Source organism: Ruegeria lacuscaerulensis (assembly GCF_013031245.1).
Classification (GTDB): domain Bacteria; phylum Pseudomonadota; class Alphaproteobacteria; order Rhodobacterales; family Rhodobacteraceae; genus Ruegeria; species Ruegeria lacuscaerulensis_C.
In genome coordinates this window covers 83,772-100,622 of the sequence record NZ_WPZL01000010.1, presented here as the reverse complement: position 1 = coordinate 100,622, position 16,851 = coordinate 83,772, and the positions used below count along the sequence as shown (strand labels likewise).

Annotated in this window: 17 protein-coding genes; 7 read left to right on the top strand and 10 right to left on the bottom strand. The window is 57.1% G+C overall.

Annotated features, from left to right (window positions below):
- Positions 1-13: 13 nt before the first annotated feature.
- The 4 genes from GOX66_RS13895 to GOX66_RS13880 form a co-directional block, all read right to left on the bottom strand.
- Positions 14-454: a CBS domain-containing protein gene (locus GOX66_RS13895; protein WP_170763335.1), complete on the bottom strand. Its 441-nt coding sequence runs from the start codon at positions 452-454 to the stop codon at positions 14-16.
- 76 nt (positions 455-530) lie between these two features.
- Positions 531-1,097 (bottom strand): NADH-quinone oxidoreductase subunit I, encoded by a 567-nt coding sequence (locus tag GOX66_RS13890; RefSeq protein ID WP_170763334.1) that lies wholly within the window; start codon positions 1,095-1,097, stop codon positions 531-533.
- An 8-nt stretch (positions 1,098-1,105) separates the two neighbouring features.
- Positions 1,106-2,092 carry an NADH-quinone oxidoreductase subunit NuoH gene (gene nuoH / locus GOX66_RS13885; protein WP_170763333.1) on the bottom strand — a complete coding sequence of 329 codons (987 nt, stop codon included), beginning with the start codon at positions 2,090-2,092 and terminating at the stop codon, positions 1,106-1,108.
- A 298-nt stretch (positions 2,093-2,390) separates the two neighbouring features.
- On the bottom strand, positions 2,391-3,305 hold the full coding sequence (locus GOX66_RS13880) for a LysR substrate-binding domain-containing protein (protein ID WP_170763332.1): 915 nt from the start codon (positions 3,303-3,305) through the stop codon (positions 2,391-2,393).
- A gap of 146 nt (positions 3,306-3,451) precedes the next feature.
- Here GOX66_RS13880 and GOX66_RS13875 point away from each other — a divergent pair, with 146 nt between their 5' ends.
- The 7 genes from GOX66_RS13875 (at position 3,452) to GOX66_RS13845 (ending at position 9,503) form a co-directional block, all read left to right on the top strand.
- Positions 3,452-3,946, top strand: coding sequence for a TRAP transporter small permease (locus GOX66_RS13875; protein WP_170763331.1), 495 nt, complete (start codon positions 3,452-3,454; stop codon positions 3,944-3,946).
- A complete protein-coding gene (locus GOX66_RS13870) occupies positions 3,943-5,241 on the top strand; it encodes a TRAP transporter large permease (RefSeq protein WP_170763330.1) in 1,299 nt (432 codons plus the stop codon). The genes GOX66_RS13875 and GOX66_RS13870 overlap by 4 nt, the downstream gene beginning before the upstream one ends.
- A gap of 36 nt (positions 5,242-5,277) precedes the next feature.
- Positions 5,278-6,270 (top strand): TRAP transporter substrate-binding protein DctP, encoded by a 993-nt coding sequence (dctP, locus tag GOX66_RS13865; RefSeq protein WP_170763329.1) that lies wholly within the window; start codon positions 5,278-5,280, stop codon positions 6,268-6,270.
- Positions 6,271-6,335: 65 nt separating this feature from the next.
- A complete protein-coding gene (locus GOX66_RS13860) occupies positions 6,336-6,647 on the top strand; it encodes a (2Fe-2S)-binding protein (RefSeq protein ID WP_170763328.1) in 312 nt (103 codons plus the stop codon).
- Positions 6,634-8,031, top strand: coding sequence for an NAD(P)/FAD-dependent oxidoreductase (locus GOX66_RS13855; RefSeq protein WP_170763327.1), 1,398 nt, complete (start codon positions 6,634-6,636; stop codon positions 8,029-8,031). Before GOX66_RS13860 ends, GOX66_RS13855 begins: the two co-directional genes overlap by 14 nt.
- Positions 8,028-9,143 carry an NAD(P)/FAD-dependent oxidoreductase gene (locus GOX66_RS13850; RefSeq protein WP_170763326.1) on the top strand — a complete coding sequence of 372 codons (1,116 nt, stop codon included), beginning with the start codon at positions 8,028-8,030 and terminating at the stop codon, positions 9,141-9,143. Before GOX66_RS13855 ends, GOX66_RS13850 begins: the two co-directional genes overlap by 4 nt.
- A 15-nt stretch (positions 9,144-9,158) precedes the next feature.
- The gene (locus tag GOX66_RS13845; RefSeq protein ID WP_170763325.1) at positions 9,159-9,503 is read left to right on the top strand and encodes a RidA family protein; all 345 of its coding nucleotides are present in this window, start codon (positions 9,159-9,161) and stop codon (positions 9,501-9,503) included.
- Positions 9,504-9,590: 87 nt separating this feature from the next.
- Here the strand turns inward: GOX66_RS13845 and GOX66_RS13840 are convergent, their stop codons facing one another.
- The 6 genes from GOX66_RS13840 to GOX66_RS13815 all read right to left on the bottom strand — a co-directional run bounded on the left by GOX66_RS13840 (position 9,591) and on the right by GOX66_RS13815 (position 16,800).
- Complete coding sequence (locus GOX66_RS13840; RefSeq protein WP_237212603.1) at positions 9,591-10,556, bottom strand: D-cysteine desulfhydrase family protein; 966 nt, start codon at positions 10,554-10,556, stop codon at positions 9,591-9,593.
- Between the two features lie 61 nt (positions 10,557-10,617).
- Positions 10,618-11,340 (bottom strand): hypothetical protein, encoded by a 723-nt coding sequence (locus GOX66_RS13835; RefSeq protein ID WP_170763323.1) that lies wholly within the window; start codon positions 11,338-11,340, stop codon positions 10,618-10,620.
- A 130-nt stretch (positions 11,341-11,470) separates the two neighbouring features.
- Positions 11,471-12,205: an aspartate/glutamate racemase family protein gene (locus GOX66_RS13830; RefSeq protein WP_170763322.1), complete on the bottom strand. Its 735-nt coding sequence runs from the start codon at positions 12,203-12,205 to the stop codon at positions 11,471-11,473.
- A 48-nt stretch (positions 12,206-12,253) separates the two neighbouring features.
- Complete coding sequence (locus GOX66_RS13825; protein ID WP_170763321.1) at positions 12,254-13,492, bottom strand: NAD(P)/FAD-dependent oxidoreductase; 1,239 nt, start codon at positions 13,490-13,492, stop codon at positions 12,254-12,256.
- A gap of 5 nt (positions 13,493-13,497) precedes the next feature.
- Positions 13,498-15,711 carry a TRAP transporter permease gene (locus tag GOX66_RS13820; protein WP_170763320.1) on the bottom strand — a complete coding sequence of 738 codons (2,214 nt, stop codon included), beginning with the start codon at positions 15,709-15,711 and terminating at the stop codon, positions 13,498-13,500.
- Positions 15,712-15,792: 81 nt separating this feature from the next.
- The gene (locus GOX66_RS13815; RefSeq protein WP_170763319.1) at positions 15,793-16,800 is read right to left on the bottom strand and encodes a TAXI family TRAP transporter solute-binding subunit; all 1,008 of its coding nucleotides are present in this window, start codon (positions 16,798-16,800) and stop codon (positions 15,793-15,795) included.
- Positions 16,801-16,851: the final 51 nt, after the last annotated feature.

Here is a 16,851-nt window from a genome sequence, read left to right as displayed (position 1 = left end):
GAAATGGTGGGGGTCAGTGGTACCCGGTTCCCGCGATATATGCATGCAGTTCTTTTTGCGTCCTCAGCGCTTCGTCCAGGCGCGCCTTGACTACGTCACCGATGCTGACCACCCCGGCAAGCGTATCACCGTCCATCACCAGAACGTGCCGTGTCCGTTCCTGGGTCATTATTGCCGAAACCTTTGGCAGCAAGTCATCCTTGGAACAGGTGGATATGTCGCTGCGCATGATTTCCGACACGGGTAAATTGGCGACCATGGCACCACGTTGCGCCACAGCATTGCAAAAATCACGCTCTGAAACCGTGCCTAATACTTGAGCCGGCGTCGTACTTACGATGCCCAGGCCGATTTGATTTTCGTGGAAGAGTCTAAGCACCTCGACCATCGTTGTATCCGGGCTCACCGAAATCACCTCTGAGCCTTTCAACTGCAAAATGTCGGAAACGAACATCCATACCTCCTTGGCGGTGTTCCCGCCAGTTGCCAAATGCGCGTTTCTGTATCCTCGTGCCCGGCGCCGCGGATCTTCATTTGCGACGAATATTCCGCCACCAATTGTATCCGGCCTCCTGCGCGGTCTTCACGTGAACCCCGTCTATGGTTTCCAGACGTGCGTTTACTACACCGCCGCCGGTTTCAGCCTTGCCGGGCTTCGTCAGGAGCGTATCCCGATCCACCACCAGTTGGGCCGAGTCGTAGCTGGAAAATTCGTACTGTTGCCCCAGCGCGATGGCGTCCGCCGGGCAGGCGTCCTCGCAAAGCCCGCAAAACAGGCACCGCGCCGTATCTATGTCGAACACCTTGGGGTGGCGCGCACCGTTTTCGTCCTCGTAGGGAACAACGGTGATGCAATCGCAGGGGCAGATTTTGGCGCAAAGTTCACAGGCGACGCAGTTTATCTCACCTTCTTCGTTACGCTTGAGGAAATGGTGGCCGCGATAGCGCGAATAGGGTAGCCATTTTTCCTTGTCAGGATATTGCTCGGTCACCGGTCGCGACAGCATATAGCTGAACGTCAGCACCAGCGCATCGCCAAGGTCGGCGAAGAAAGCCCACCCAATCCAGCCTTGCCGCTTGTCTACATCGTCGATCATGGTTGCCCTCATAGGAAAACAACCCCGGTTATCATTATGTTCGCCAGTGATAGCGGAAGCAAGACTTTCCACCCGATCTCCATCAACTGATCATAGCGGTATCGCGGGAAAGTGAAGCGGAACCACATAAAGACATAGATGAAAAAGGCCACTTTCAGTATGAACCAAAGGATCGGCGGCAAGGGGATTAGCACGCCGTTCCAGCCGCCAAAGAACAAAATGACCGTCAGGACCGAGACCAGTACCATCACCACATATTCGCTGACCATGAAGAAGATGAACCGGATGCCGCTGTATTCTGTGTGAAATCCCGCACCCAAGTCGCCTTCGGCCTCGGCCAGATCAAAGGGAATGCGCTGAGCCTCGGCCAACCCGGCAACGAAGAAGACGAAGAACCCAACAGGCTGATACACCACGTTCCACATATCCGCCTGCGCGCGCACGATATCGAGCAGGCTCATGGACTGTGCCAGCATCACCACGCCGATGACGGCAAAGCCCATCGGAATCTCATAGCTGATCATCTGGGCGCAGGTTCTCAGCCCACCCAGAACGGAGTATTTGCTGTTGGAAGCCCAACCACCAAAAATGACCCCATAGACCTCGATCCCGATCACCGCGAAGACGAACAGAAGGGCCACATTCATGTCCGAGACGTACAACGTGATTTCGTGACCCAATACCGAAACGCTCTCGCCAAAGGGTATCGCGACGAACACGACAAACGGCGGCAGCATTGCCAGAACCGGGGCGAGTTTGAATATCAGCCGATCGGCATCTGCGGGAATATGATCCTCTTTGGTCAACAATTTGATGCCGTCGGCCAATGGCTGCAATAAACCGTGCCACCCAACACGCATTGGACCCATTCTCTGTTGGATGTGCCCGGCGATCTTGCGTTCAAGCCAGACCAGCGGTAGCGGCAGCAGCAGCAGAGCCGCGATCAGGATGGCGACCTTCAGGACGATCAGGCCAATTGCGATAGCAAGTTCCATGGCTATAAGTTCGTTCAAAGTCAGGACAAGGGCGCGATGGATGCAACCCGATGAATAATGCCTTCAGCCAAGGTTAGCATAATTTTGGAAATCTTGTCAGAGCGGTGCATTTAACCCTGGGCGATCAACCCCAGCATCTGATGGATGGGGTCCTCAGAGGTCCTACCCGGTGTTGAAACCCGCGTTGCAATTGGCACGATGGTTTCAACTTAGCGAAAGATCACCAAAACTAGCAACAGATCGCATTCCAAGAGGTTCGCTGGATTGGAAACACATGCGTTTGAGCATGCCAAAGTCCTCAGAACTGCTTGTTGATGCTTTCAAGTGCCGACCCCAATAGCTGGGCAAACTCGCTTGCAAGCGCTGACGGGGGGCGGTGTGCGGGCCGCATGATTGAAACTTTTAGAACTACATCTGGGCGAAATGCCCGGAAGACGACCGGACGGGGTTCAGGCCGCATATTGACGTATCCGGCTGCGGTGATCGGGTCGCAGATGCAATAGCACAGCCCCTTTTCCACCAATGTCAAAGCCGGGTGAAAGGTTCTGAGTTCGAACCGATGTTCGAACCGGGCCTTTTGACCGGCAAACGCCCTGAGGGTCGCAATCAGGTTTGGATGCCCCTCTTGCAACCCAGCCATCGGACGTCCCGACAGGTGATGCGCATCAACCGTATCAAGTTCGGCCAGTGGATCACCTGCCGGGATCGCACACACGCATCTCATATCAAAGTCGACGGTTTCAATCGCAGCGGTGGATTTAGGGGTTTCGCCCAATCCAATGTCATATTGCTGCGAGGCCACCCATTCCTCGATTACCGGGGATGCGCGCATCATCAGTGACGCGCGCACATCCGGTTTGTCCACCAGGAACTCACCCAGTAGCTGCGGCATCAACAGGCTGGCGGCGGCTGGCATACAGGCGATGTTCAGGCGACCCTTTGTCAGCGCCCCAATCTCGCGCATTGTCCGGGTCGAAAGCGACAGGCGATCCAGAATCGCTTCTGCCTCGGTGATGAAATACTGGGCCTCGGGGGTAGGGGCCATTTTCCCGCGCTGCCGGCGGAAGAGGGCGATGCTCAATTCGGCCTCTAGGTTTGCAATCAAAGCACTGACGGCGGGTTGGGTGCGGCCGAGGATTCGGGCGGCATCAGACACCGAACCCGTCCGCATGACCTCGCGAAAAGCCTGCAATTGGCGAAAACTGAGATTCATGCGCTGTTGTTAATCCTCATCTTTTCCTCATCATATAAAGTAACTCTATTCCACAATCAATTTAATCGTTTTGACTTGATGATCCCGGCCCGTGATTTTGCTCTCCAAGAATGCACCGCCTGCATTCGCTATGACGGAGGGGGGAAATGACACGCTTTGCAAGTGTCCTGCTGACAATCCTGATCTGCCTGGTTGCTCTTGGGCAATTCGTGCAGGTGATCACGCGCTATGTGCTGGAAATTCCGGTCATGGGGCTGGAGGAAAGTCTGCTTTACCCCACTTTGTGGCTGTACATGCTGGGGGCGGTCAATGCCTCGCGCGAGAACACGCATATCCGCGCCAATGTGCTGGAAATCTTTCTGTCCACCGAGCGCCAGCATCAGGTTCTGGCGGTCATAGGTGAGGTCATCAGCCTGATCGTAGGTATCTGGCTGACCTCCTGGGCCTGGGACTTCACCACGTACTCGATGCGTGTCTGGCGCGAGAGTCCGACGCTGTACCTGCCGACCTTCTATGTCGATGTCGCTTTGTTTGTCGGGTTGGTCCTGATGATGATCTTCACCGCCTGGCATCTGCTGATGCATCTGCGTGCTCTGTTCTCCCCAGTTGCCGAACCCGCCATTGAAGGAAGCCTGAAATGATCGAGATTGCGCTTTTCGCCGTACTGGTTCTGGTCATCCTGCTGACGCTTGGCGTTCCGCTGCCGTACTGTTTCGGTGCGGGTCTGATGGTGATGTATTTCGCCGGAGACGTAGTCATGAAGGGCAATATGCTGTGGGGGTTCCAGCAGCTTGGAAATCCGGTGCTGCTGGCCATTCCGCTGTTTGTTCTTGCCGGTACGATCATGTCCGTATCGGGTATTGCGGCAAGTCTGCTGAACTTCGTGAACATCTTCATCGGTCACCTGCGCGGAGGTCTGGGCGTTGTGGCCACCGTGTCCTGCGCCCTGATCGGAGCTATCTCTGGTTCGGGCTTAACCGGTGTCGCCGCGATCGGTCCTCTGCTGATCCCTGAGATGGAGAAACAAGGCTATCCCCGCGAATACGCGACGGCGTTGATCGCAAATGCATCGCTTCTGGGCCTGCTGATCCCACCTTCCGTGACAATGATCGTTTATGGCTGGGTGACGGATACGTCGATCCTGGCCTGCTTCCTGGCGACACTGGGGCCCGGCCTGCTGATCATGGCCAGTTTTTCAGCGGTCAACATCCGGATGGCCCGCAGGTTCCCCCTGCAACTGAACGAACCGCTCAAAGGCTCGGCCTTCATGACCGAAGCAACCCAGCGCGGATTCAAGGCCACGCCTGCTTTGCTGATGCCGGTGATCATTCTGGGTGGTATCTATGGTGGCATCATGACCCCCACCGAGGCGGCCGCGGTGGCGGTTATCTATGCAATCCCGGTAGGATTCCTGATCTACAAAGGATTGGATGTACGCACCTTTTTAGGCGCAGGAAGAGAAGCAGCCACTTCGGTCGGGGCGATCATGCTGATGATCCTGTTCTCGATGATCCTCAGCCAGATGTTCGTACTGGAAAGCATACCGCAAGCCATCGTGCAGGCGATCTTTTCGGTGACCGAAAACAAAGTGCTGCTGCTGGTGCTGATCAACATCCTGCTGTTTCTCGTCGGGATGGTTGTCAATGACGTCACCGCCATCATCCTGATCGCGCCGCTCTTGCTGCCGCTGATGCAGGCCATCGGCGTCAGCCCGATCCAGTTTGCTGCGATCATGGGGGTCAACACCGCCATGGGGGGTGTGACACCCCCCTATGCCTCGATCCTCTATCTGGGCGCGCGCATCGGTCAGGTGCCGGTCACTAAAGTGATCCGCCCCGCCATGACCCTGATCCTGCTCGGCTATCTGCCCGTCGTGTTCCTGACCAGTTTCTGGCCGGACCTGTCGATGTGGCTGCCCCGCTTCTTTGGCTACTAAGCCGCCCATTTCATCACTCACGGAGGAGACTTATCCATGATGAACTTTCTGAAATCCACCTGTATGGCCGCTGCCGTTGTGGCATCCGCCGGTATCGCTGCTGCGGATACGCTGAAGATCAGCCATATCCGCCCCCAAGGCGCAACAATCGACAACGAACTGCGCGCCTTTGCGGACGAGTTGAAGACCGCGACGGATGGCTCGGTTGAACTGAACCTGTTCCCGGCTTCGGCGCTAGGAGACTATACCTCGGTTCAGGAGCGTATCTCGGTCGGAGCTATCGACATGGCCGTGCAACCCGCTGCCACTGCTGTTGATCGCCGCATGCAGATCTCGGCATTCCCCTACGTTGCTGCAAACTGGGCTGAGGCGAAAGAGATTTACGGCCCCGGCGGTGCGATTCACGGTGCGATGAAGGATCTTTATGCCAAGCAGGACATCACCATGCTGGCAGCCTATCCGGTCTATTTTGGCGGCGTTGCGCTGAACACCGACGCGGTGAACCCGGGCGATCCGACCTCTGCCAAGGGCATCAAGGTGCGTGTGCCCGGCATCAAGAGCTTCCAGCTGACTGCTGACGCTCTGGGTTATATCTCGTCGCCGATCCCGTTCTCGGAAGCGTTTACAGCGGTGCAAACCGGCGTTGTTGACGGCGTCGTCGGGTCGGGGGCCGAGGGGTATTATGCTTCGTTCCGCGATGTGACCACGTCATATGTACCCGTCAATACGCATTTCGAAGTTTGGTACATGATCATCAATTCGGGCACGTTGGCCGACATGAGTGACGAAGATCGGGCTGCGTTGGAAACAGCCGCGCTGGAGTTCGAAGCCACGCGTTGGGAAACAGCCGAGGCCGATCAGGGCGCATTTGAACAAAAGCTGGCCGACAACGGGGCTACGATCGTTTCGCTGACGGATGAAGAACTTGCCGCCACCGCTGCCCATGTGCGCGCACAAGTCTGGCCGCAGGTCCTGCAGGACGTTGGTCCGGATTGGGGTCAGGGCATTCTCGACCAGATCGGCGAATAACCCTGAACCTGGGCAAGGCGTGCTCTTCCCAGCGCCTTGCCCTGTATTCCGACGGAGAATCTCTAATGTTCAGATCCTTGCAAGATCACAATCGCGACCGGGTGACGCTGACCATTAATGGCCAGCAAGTGGCCGCGCGCGAGGGCCAGACCGTGTGGTCCGCCATGGCAGTCAGCGGCCAGGTCGAGACCCGTAAAGCAGCACTGTCAGGCGATGCGCGCAGCGCGTATTGCGCGATGGGTGTCTGTTTCGAATGCATGGTGAACATCGACGGGCTTCCAAATCAGCAAGCCTGCCTGAGACGTGTGTCGGAAGGTATGAACGTCACCACTCAACATATTGCAGAAGACTCCGAGGCGAGCGATGCAGGCCTTTGATTGCGCGATTGTAGGGGCAGGCCCGGCAGGCATGTCCGCCGCCATAGTGCTGGCGCGCGCGGGCGTTCAAGTGGCGGTTCTGGACCGTGCGCCAAGGGCAGGGGGGCAGGTATTCCGCTCGGCCGCGAACAGCCCGGTTCCGGATGTAGCGGCCCTCGGTTCTGACTATAGTTCAGGGGCGGCACTGATTTCCAGATTTGAAGAATCTGGTGCTGCGCATTTCGCTGGCGCGGACGCGTGGCATCTGGGCGATGACGGTCGCATTCTCTTTTCACACGAGGGCGACACGCGAGAATTACGCTGCCGTGAAATGCTGCTTTGTCCCGGTGCCATGGAAAGGCCCATGCCGATCCCCGGGTGGACAAAGCCCGGCGTTATGACTGCCGGTGCGGCGCAAGTGATGCTGAAGTCAGATGCGGTTGTGGCCGAAGGAGCGGTTTTTGCTGGTTCCGGCCCGTTGCTCTATCTGATCGTGGCGCAGTACCTGCGCCTTGGAGTGCCTGTGGCGGCTTTGGTCGATACGACGCCTCGGCGGCACTATTTTGATGCTGCGCCACAAATGTTCCGGGCGTTGGGGCATATCAGGCAGCTGAGTAAAGGCTTGTCTTTGCTGCGGGAAATCCGCGCCTCGGGTGTCGCGGTCCATCAATTTGCTGAACGGCTTGAGGTGATCGGTGGCAATAAGGCCGAAGGGGTCAGGTTTGTCGCGACAGGCAAACATCACGAGATCGCCGCCGACACTGTATTTCTGCACCATGGCGTGCAGCCTAACCTGAACATGACGCGGGCGATGGATCTGGACCACCACTGGAATCCTGAGCAAATGTGCTGGCAGGTTTCCGTTGATGACTTCGGTCAAAGCTCGATTGCACACGTGTCAGTGGCAGGCGATAGCGCGGGCATTGTCGGTGCCGATGGTGCACAGGCTGCGGGTCGGCTGGTCGCGCTGAATATCCTTAACCGCCTTGGCCATTTGTCGCAGGTCGAGCGTGATCAAAAAGCGGACAAAGACCTGTCCTATTTGTCTTCCCTGAAACCGTTTCGACGTTTCATTGATTGCCTCTATCACCCAACCGATGCGTTGCGCCTGCCGCGCGACCCGGAAACACTGGTCTGCCGTTGTGAAGAGCAATCCCTGGACGATCTGCGAAAGGGGTTCGAACAGGGCGCGCGTGACCCGAATGCACTGAAATCACTGACCCGCTGCGGAATGGGGCCGTGTCAGGGTCGGCAATGTGGTCACGTGGTGGCCGGGTTACTGGCAAAATGGCGCGGCGAGAATCCGGAAACAGTAGGATATTACCGCTTGCGCAGCCCACAGCGCTTGCTGACGCTGGATGAATTGAGCCGGTATGGCGCCGTTCAGGCGGAGGCTGCTGAATGAAGGCGGATGTTCTTGTCATAGGCGGCGGGATACAGGGCTGCGCCACGGCCTTCCATCTGGCGCGCAGGGGCGTATCTGTGATCGTGGTCGAGAAGGATTATGCCGGGCGTCATGCCTCGGGTGTCAATGCCGGTGGCGTGCGTCTGTTGGGCCGCGACATGGCAGAAGTGCCGCTGTCCAAGATGTCGATGGAAATGTGGCAAAGTCTGGATGAGGAATTGGGTCACGAGACAGGCTTTCGCCGTCAGGCCCTGATTAACATTGCCGTGAATGAGGTGGACCTGGACACCCTGCGGGCGCGCGAGGACAAGATGCGCGCGGCGGGATACACGCATGAACGTATCATCGACCGGACCGAGCTGATCGGGCGCCTACCGCATGTGAACCCCGAATGCGTGGGCGGCGTGATCTCGGAATTGGATGGCTATGCGATCCCCTACAAGGCCACCGCTGCCTTTCGCCGAGCGGCCGAAACACTGGGCGCACAAGTAATTGAAGGCGAAGAAGTGCTAGGGCTCAGACGGATTGGAAACACATGGCTGGCACAAGGTCGGAAGCAACGATACGAGGCCGAAACTGTGGTCAATTGTGCGGGTGCCTGGGCGGACCGGATCGCCTTGATGATCGGGGACAACGTACCGCTAAGCCACGCGGCACCCATGCTGATGATCACGGCCCGGATGCCGCATTTTGCCAAACCGGTGGTTGGTGCAGTCAGCCGCCAACTCAGCTTTAAGCAGTTTGAGAATGGTACGGTCCTGATCGGAGGCGGTGCCAAAGGGTTTGCAGATCGCGCCAACGATCGAACCCGGTTGGACTATTCGAAACTGGCTGCTGCGTGCCGGACCGCGGCCGAGTTCTTTCCGATCATGCGCAAGGCCAGCATCAACCGGATGTGGGCGGGGCTGGAGGCATACATGCCGGACAACCTGCCGGTCATCGGACCCGCTGTGAATGCTGCCCGTGCCTTCCACGCTTTCGGCTTTTCTGCGCACGGTTTTCAGATGGGCCCCGTGGTCGGACAGGTCATGGCCGATTTGGTGACTGGTGGACAAAGCCGTTTCGATTTATCGCCTCTTCGTATCGACCGCTTTGACCGCAAGGTCCTTTAACAGGAGACATCCACCATGACGATCACTCGTATCGAAACCGGCCAACGCATGAGCCGGATCGTCAAACATAACGGCACCGCTTACCTGTGTGGCCAGACCTCTGACGCGGCCTCTGTCGCAGACCAGACACGCGACATTCTGGCTAAGGTCGAAGACCTTCTTGCCAAGGCGGGCAGCGATAAAACCCGGATATTGCAATGTGTAATCTGGCTGGCCGACATGGCGGACTTTGCCGAGATGAATGAGGTTTGGGATGCCTGGGTGCCTGAAGGACATGCACCGGCTCGCGCCTGCGGCGAAGCCAAACTGGCACGTGATGTGCTGAAGGTCGAGATGATTGTAACTGCCGCCTACGACTGAGCTGGAACAATCAGGATTTCAGGAATTTGACAGGAGCAAACCCACATGACCTTTTGTAGTCATGTGGGTTTACTCATTCTCGGGTCCTTAATTGTGCGTCAGTTCGTTCTGATAACCAAACAAAGCCGGCAACCCGCCGGTATGGATCATGACGACTTTCTGCCCTGGTTTGATTTGTCCTTCTCGAACGATATCCAGAAGCCCGGCGAACGTTTTTGCAGAATAGACAGGATCGAGGAATATACCTTCGGTCTGGGCCATCTTTTCCAGCGCCGATTGCGTCTTCGGGCCTATTTGGCCGTATCCCGGCGCCAGCGCGCCATCCCAAACTTCTATTTTTTCCAGTAACAAACCGGGATCGATGCTCAGCATGTCCGCTAGCTTTTGCAATACGACGGTCATGCGCGTCCGCTGATTTTCGGTGTCCCGTCGAACGCAAACTCCGAATACCTGAGCGGGCACCGTCGACAACGCTATCCCGGTAAGAAGACCACCATGCGTCGCGCCGCTGCCGGATGGGACGACTGCGGTATCAAAATCCTGCATCTGCTTGCACAGTTCCTGACCTGCAGCGACATAGCCAAGTGCGCCAAGTGGTGGATGGTTCAGCCCCAGATGAATGACGTAAGGCTTACGTCCTTGCTCCTTCAACTCATCAGCGCGCGCATGCAGCGCGGCGTCCGCGCCAGCCTCGTCCTCACCAACAGGGTAGCTCATGTGCTCTGCGCCCAAGATTTTGGCCAGTAGCACATTTCCGGACTTGTAGTATTCCGGCCCCATGTTCGGGACACGCTCTTCAAGCTGAAGAACAGCCTTCATACCCAGCCGCGCGGCCGCCGCGGCGGCGGAACGAACAAAGTTTGACTGAACCGCACCGGTGATCAGGACTGTATCTGCGCCTTGTGCCAGTGCATCGCCGAAATAAAACTCAAGTTGTCTTGTTTTATTGCCACCGAATCCAAGCCCTGTCAGGTCATCGCGTTTCAGCCAGAGATCGATCCCAAGCTCTTCGGACAACCTGTCAAGCCGCTCCAGTGGTGTCGCACCGGACATGAACTGGGCCCTGGGAAACCTGGCCAAAATATCGTTTTGAGTCATCATCCGCCCATTGGAGTTACGCCATCACATAGGCGCGTTGGAAGAGAACATAGCAAGCCACAAGGGAAATTACCCGAATTGCGGTTTTGATGAGGGATTGTGGCAGGTAAGGACGAGCGGCACGACCGCATAAGCTGCCGATTGTCGTTACCCCGACGAAGGCCCAAAGCTGTAGTCCCAGCGGGATGGATTGCCAGTCTGACAGGCTGTGCAACAGAAACGCGATCCCATACGCCACGAGGGCAATGGGTTGAACCAATCTTGCAACCGCGCGAGCCGAACGACCTTTTGCAATCAACCCAAACACCATAAGAGGCCCCGGAGTTGCGGCCCAGACCGTCGCCAAACCAGATAATCCCGAGACCGCCGCAAAACCCGATGTGCCGATTACGGCATGCGTCGGGACAAGGGTCGTCAACAGTCCGATCAGCAACAGGCAACCGGTCAATGCCAGCACAAAGGGTTCGCTCAGCATGGGGTAAATGGCCAATCCGAGTACCACGCCAACCAGACACCCCGAGACTGCCGTAGATATGGTTTTTCGCTCTTCAGTGAGAATGCGCCAGTCAGTCGCCACTGCTGACACGATGGTGTTCAATAGCAACAGGACCGGGACAGCGGTCGCGGTGCCCAACAGGATCATCATCGGCGGACCAGCGACAATGCTGAAACCGATGCCGATCCCAACCTGAAGCATTGCACCCAAACAGATCGCGAGCATTAGGATGGACAATTCCACGGACAACTCAAACCCTCATCGGCACATTCGGTCCCTCGCAGGATGCAGGCACCCAGTGAATTGGGTTTTGGTCTATCTTGTTTCCTAAACGCCGGAAACCATCCATTGCCCATATAAGGCCAGTGAGCCTTCAACCCCAGGGCATGATGCCTGAATATGGCACGCGCGCCGCAACGCTGTGTGCCATTTGGGCCAGTGTCGTGAGATCGAATACCGGCAGTTTCAGTTCTTGCTGTATCTGTGACGCGTATGGTGGCAAATCGGTGCATTCCAAGACCAGCGACCGAATTTCAGGCGCTTCGCGTTTCAGATTGCGGACGGCATTCAGAACTTCGGATTCGATCAGGTCCGTGTCCATTCTTGTCCGCGTGTTGCGCAAGATCACTTCGGCGAATTCGCTGGTCTCTTCCAGCCCTTTCACAGCCACCGGAATTCCCGCCGCGCCGACACCCTCAAAATGTCGCTGGGTCAGCGCCGATGCGTCAGCGGTCAAAATCCCTACCGGGGCACCGGTCATGTTAAAAGCCAACGGCACCTGAATCAGGCTGGATGCAAAAACGGGTACCGAAACAGCCGCCGCCAATTCTTTTTGAAACAACGCCAGAAAGCCGCAACTGCCAGTGATGGCTCGTACACCTTCTGCTTCCAGCCGTTGCGCTCCTTTGATGAAGGGCTCCAACAGTTCTGGCGTCGGGTTGTTCAGCAACTTTGGAACAGTAACGCCATCGATCATCTCATAGAGCACCGGAAACGGCAGGCTCGAGGGATTTTTGATATGGCCGGGAGGCTTCGGAAAGTAGCTCTCTAGGCACAGAACGCCAATCGAAGCCCCACAGATATTCTGTCCACCATTGTAAACCGGCATTTTGGTTGCGTCCTTCCGATGAGATTGCGCTGAATTGGTTGGTATTGCTTAGAACCGGGTCAGGGAAAACGGAGCAAGATCAATGTTATGGCGGCGACCTGATACAAGATCAGCCACAAGCTCCCCCGTTTTCGGTGCCATCATCAGACCGTAATGCGAGTGCCCGAATGCGCTATAAAGCCCTGAATTCCCGTTGAGCTGCCCGATTGCTGGAAGGCTGTCCGGGAAAGACGGACGTCGCCCCATCCAGAACCGCGCTTGGCTGGTATCGAGATTCGGCACCATTGCCTTGGCCTGATCCGTCAGGATTGTTTTTTTGCGCGGATCAACGGGGGCGTCGATGCTTGCAAACTCGGCCGTGCCCGCGACTCGCAAACCGTCCTGCATCGAACTTGCCACCACCTTTGCATCCACATCCATGACAGAGTTGTTCAGACAGGTGGACGGGTTGGGAAATTCAACATGATATCCGCGCTCGGCCACCAGCGGTACAGACAACCCGAGTGGTTTCAGAAGGTCCGCGGACCAGACACCGGCAGCAAGCACGACATGTTTGGCGTGCAGTGTTTCGTTTGACGTGGCCAGATTCCAGCCCCCGTCTTCCGCGCGCGCCAGACCCGTAATCTCGGTCCTGCAAATCTCGGCGCCCTGACTGCGTGCCTTTTTCGCCAGTACCACACCGACCCGGCCCGGCGAAGTGACCCGGGCCTGTCCTTTGATCAGCACGGCCGCTTTGAAGTCACGTGACAGGGCCGGTTCGAGTTGGTGCAACTCATTACCGTCAATACGTTCCAGCTGGCCGCCTTTTTCCGTGCGGATCAGATAATCCAGGCCATTCAGATTGGCCTGTTCCGGGTGGCGGAAAGCGTGAACGTAGAAACTGTCCGTGATCAGGTCTTCGTTGCCTGTTCCCTGAAGATGCCGCCGGTACAGCTCGATGGACGGACGGCACAGCAATTCCATTGCGTCCGCGACCTCGCGAACGGTCTTTTCGCCGGAATTTCCAAGAAACCGCAGTCCCCACGGTACCATTTTTGGCCAGAAGGATAAACGAACAGACAGTGCGCTTTTCGGGTCCAGCAACATTTGGGGCAGCTTTTTCCAGATGCCCGGCACTGATTGCGGGATGATCGACCATGGCGACACCACTCCGGCATTCCCGAATGAGGTTTCCTGACCAGGTTCGCCCCTGTCGACAAGCCGAACAGGAATACCACGTTCCTGCAGCGACAAGGCGCAACAGATGCCGACGATACCGGCGCCGATGATTGTGACTTGTTCGCTCATCGTGTTCAGGCCGTGGAATGGCTACGGTTGCGGGCGATTAGCTGGGTGACAATGACAGGGGACGCCACAGCGAGTGCGATCAGGTCCGCCGTCAGTGACGGAGCTACAAAGATCACCCCTGCGATAGCCATCAGAATGCGCGAGGCTAAATTCAAGGGTTTCAGCCAGTAGCCAACCACTGCCGCCGACAGGGCAATAACCCCGGCAATGCAACTGGTTGCGGTATAGGTGAATTCCCACAGGTTAAACCCGGTCGAGGACACGAACAGAAGTACGGGGGCGTACACAAACGCCATGGGAGCGATAACTTTCCCCAACCCCAGTGTGAAAGCCGACAAACCGGTTCTGAATGGGTTCGAGTTGGCAATGGCCGCCGCCGCATAGGCTGAGGTGCAAACCGGGGGCGTGATTTCGGACACGACGCCGTAGTAGAGCACGAACAGGTGGCTGGCGATGGGCGGAACGCCCAGTTGCGCCAGCGCAGGCTGAGCGACCGAAACCAGCATGATGTACAGCGCTGTTGTCGGAATACCGGCACCCATCAGGATGCAGACGATTGCGATAAAGACCAGCGAGATGAACAGTTGCAGGTCTTCCATGGCAAACAGTTGGAAACTGCCAAACGAGATCATGTTGTACAGGTCCGAGGCAAGATTCCCGGCACCCTGTGTCACCATGAAGCCGATACGGAAGCCGATCCCAGTTGTGTTGATTACACCAACCACGATGCCCACGGCAGCCGCCGCCGCACCGACCGCCAGCGAGTATTTCACGCCCAGCTCGACCGCCTGCAGCATCTCGGGCACTTCGATCCGTTTCTGCGGGTTCAGCGTGGCGACCACAGACAAACCGCACAGGATCGCCGTCATGGTCAGGTCGAACCCGCCGTCTGAGAATTTCCACAGCACAAAGGCCAGGAACGCCGCTGCATAGATCAGCGTCGGGGGTTGTCTCAGGCGCGACATGCCCGCGATTACGGCCAGTGAAATACCACAGAAGGCCGACATGAAGGGCGTGTAACCAGTGAACAGAACCACAAGCAGCCCGATCAGAGGCACGATATTGGCCCAGCCTTCGGCCCAGACGGCTTTAAGCTGCGGCAGTTGTTCCTTGGCCAGACCCTTGAGGTTCAGCTTGCGCGCCATCAGGTGCACGACAGCAAACACGCCGACATAGTGCAGCAGAGCAGGGAAGATCGCCGCGATCACGATGGTGGTGTAGGGCACCTCGAGAAACTCGGCCATGATAAAGGCCGCGGCTCCCATGATTGGCGGGGTGATCTGGCCCCCGGCCGAGGACGCGGCCTCAACGCCGCCGGCAAAATGGCCGGGGTATCCTAGACGCTTCATGTTGGGAATTGTCAGCGCGCCGGTTGAAACGGTGTTGGCCACCGAAGAACCCGAGATCGTGCCGAAGAAGGCCGAGGATACCACCGACACTTTTGCCGGACCGCCAGTATAGCGGCCCGCCAAAATAGTAGCGTTATCGATGAATAGTTGTCCCAACCCGGTTCGCTGCGCGATGACGCCGAACAGCACAAAGTGGAACACGATGGTCGAAACGACCCACAAAGTGACGCCATAGATGCCTTCCTGCGGGAAATACATCGACGAGACAAAGGTTTTGAAGTTCACGCCCGGATGTTGCAGCAAGCCGGGGAAATAGGGGCCTAGCAACGCATAAGAGATAAAGACGCAGATGATTAGCGGCAGCACCCAGCCCAGCGTGCGGCGGGCAATGTCCAGCACCAGCAGGATGATGACGACGCCCAGAAATACGTCATAACCGTTAGGGTTGCCCATACGAAAGGTTTGTTCCTCAATCCCCAGAAAGGGAATGCCGCGCCAGGCAATGCCGACATACAGCGCTGCGATGATGCCAAGCGCCATGAAGACCAGATCATATAATGGAATATTGCCGATCCGGAACCGGCTGATCTTGAGCGCATAAAGGCTTTTGGCACCGATCACGGGTATCGTCGCGTAGACCAGTATGAACAGAAAGGTCAGATAGATACCCATGTGCCAGTGGTCGGCAGGCAAGCCAAACCCGGCAGTGAAGAACTCGTAGAACGCAAAGATCAGGGCGACAACGCGCAGAACCTTGCCGGCCGTTGGTGTTACCTGCCGGACAGCGGCGCCTTCGTCGAACTGTTCTTCGATGGCTGCCAGTTCTTCGGCTGTAAGTTCGTGGTCATCAAGATTCTGAGTCTCGGACATGATGGCCCCCTGATTTTGCAAAAATTGAGAATGCGGTGCCCCCGCGGGGGCACCGAACGTACCAATCAGACTGCGGTCTGATTACTGAAGAAGTCCGGCTTCTTTGTAGAACTTCTCGGCACCCGGATGCAGCGGAACACCCAGAGCTTCGACGCCGTCCAGCGCGGTATCAGGCGTGATCTGCTTACCCTTGGCATGGCCATTATCCAGCAGCTTGCGGGTGTTGTCATTCCACAGCGCTTTGGTCAGCTGATAGACAAGGTCGTCCGACAAGTCCGAGGATACAACCAGCATCGCACTGACCGCAGGGGTCTTGGTTTCCGCGTCGATCCCTTCATAAACTCCGCCCGGAATGGCCGAGGGGATATAAGCCGGAATGATCTCGTTGATCTTTGCCAGATCTTCATCCGAGAACGAATGCAGGTTCATCCCCTTGGTCGAGGACAGCTGCACCATCGCGGCAACCGGCCAGCCCGCAGCATAGAAATAGGCATCCAGTTGACCGTCCGCCAAACGCTCGGCGCTTTGGCTATTGTTCAGTTCGGCTTCATCCATGTTGTCACGGTTGACACCCCAGGCATCCAGCATTTGAAGCACGGCGACCTGCGTGCCCGATCCCGCCTGCGCGATACCAACGCGTTTGCCTTCCAAGTCGCCCAGATCATTAATCGTGGCCCCGGCTGGCAGCACCAGATGCAGGTCTTCAGGGAACAGGTTGGCGACGATGCGCAGGTTTGGATGCGGCTTGCCTTCGAATTTGCCCTCACCCAGATACATCGAGCGGGTGACATCCGCCGCAGCAAGCCCTGCTTCAAGTTCACCATTTTGAACGGCAGCATTGTTGAAGACCGACGCGGTCGTAGACTGCGCAATTGCGATCAGGCCCGGCACGCCACATTGGCCGCCTTCCTCACAAGGGCGCGAGCCCGGAGGGGCAGAGATGCCGTTGGCAATGGTTCCGCCGATCGGGAAGTAAGTTCCGCCTGCGCCCCCGGTTCCGATGCGAAAGAAGGTTGGGTCCTGAGCTAGGGCAGGTGCCGCAAGAGCACCAGCCAATGCAAGGCCAGTGAGGCTTTTCATAAATTTCATTGTCATCTCCCAGTTTTGAATCCTCGGATTCGGCTCCTCCGAACTTCGATC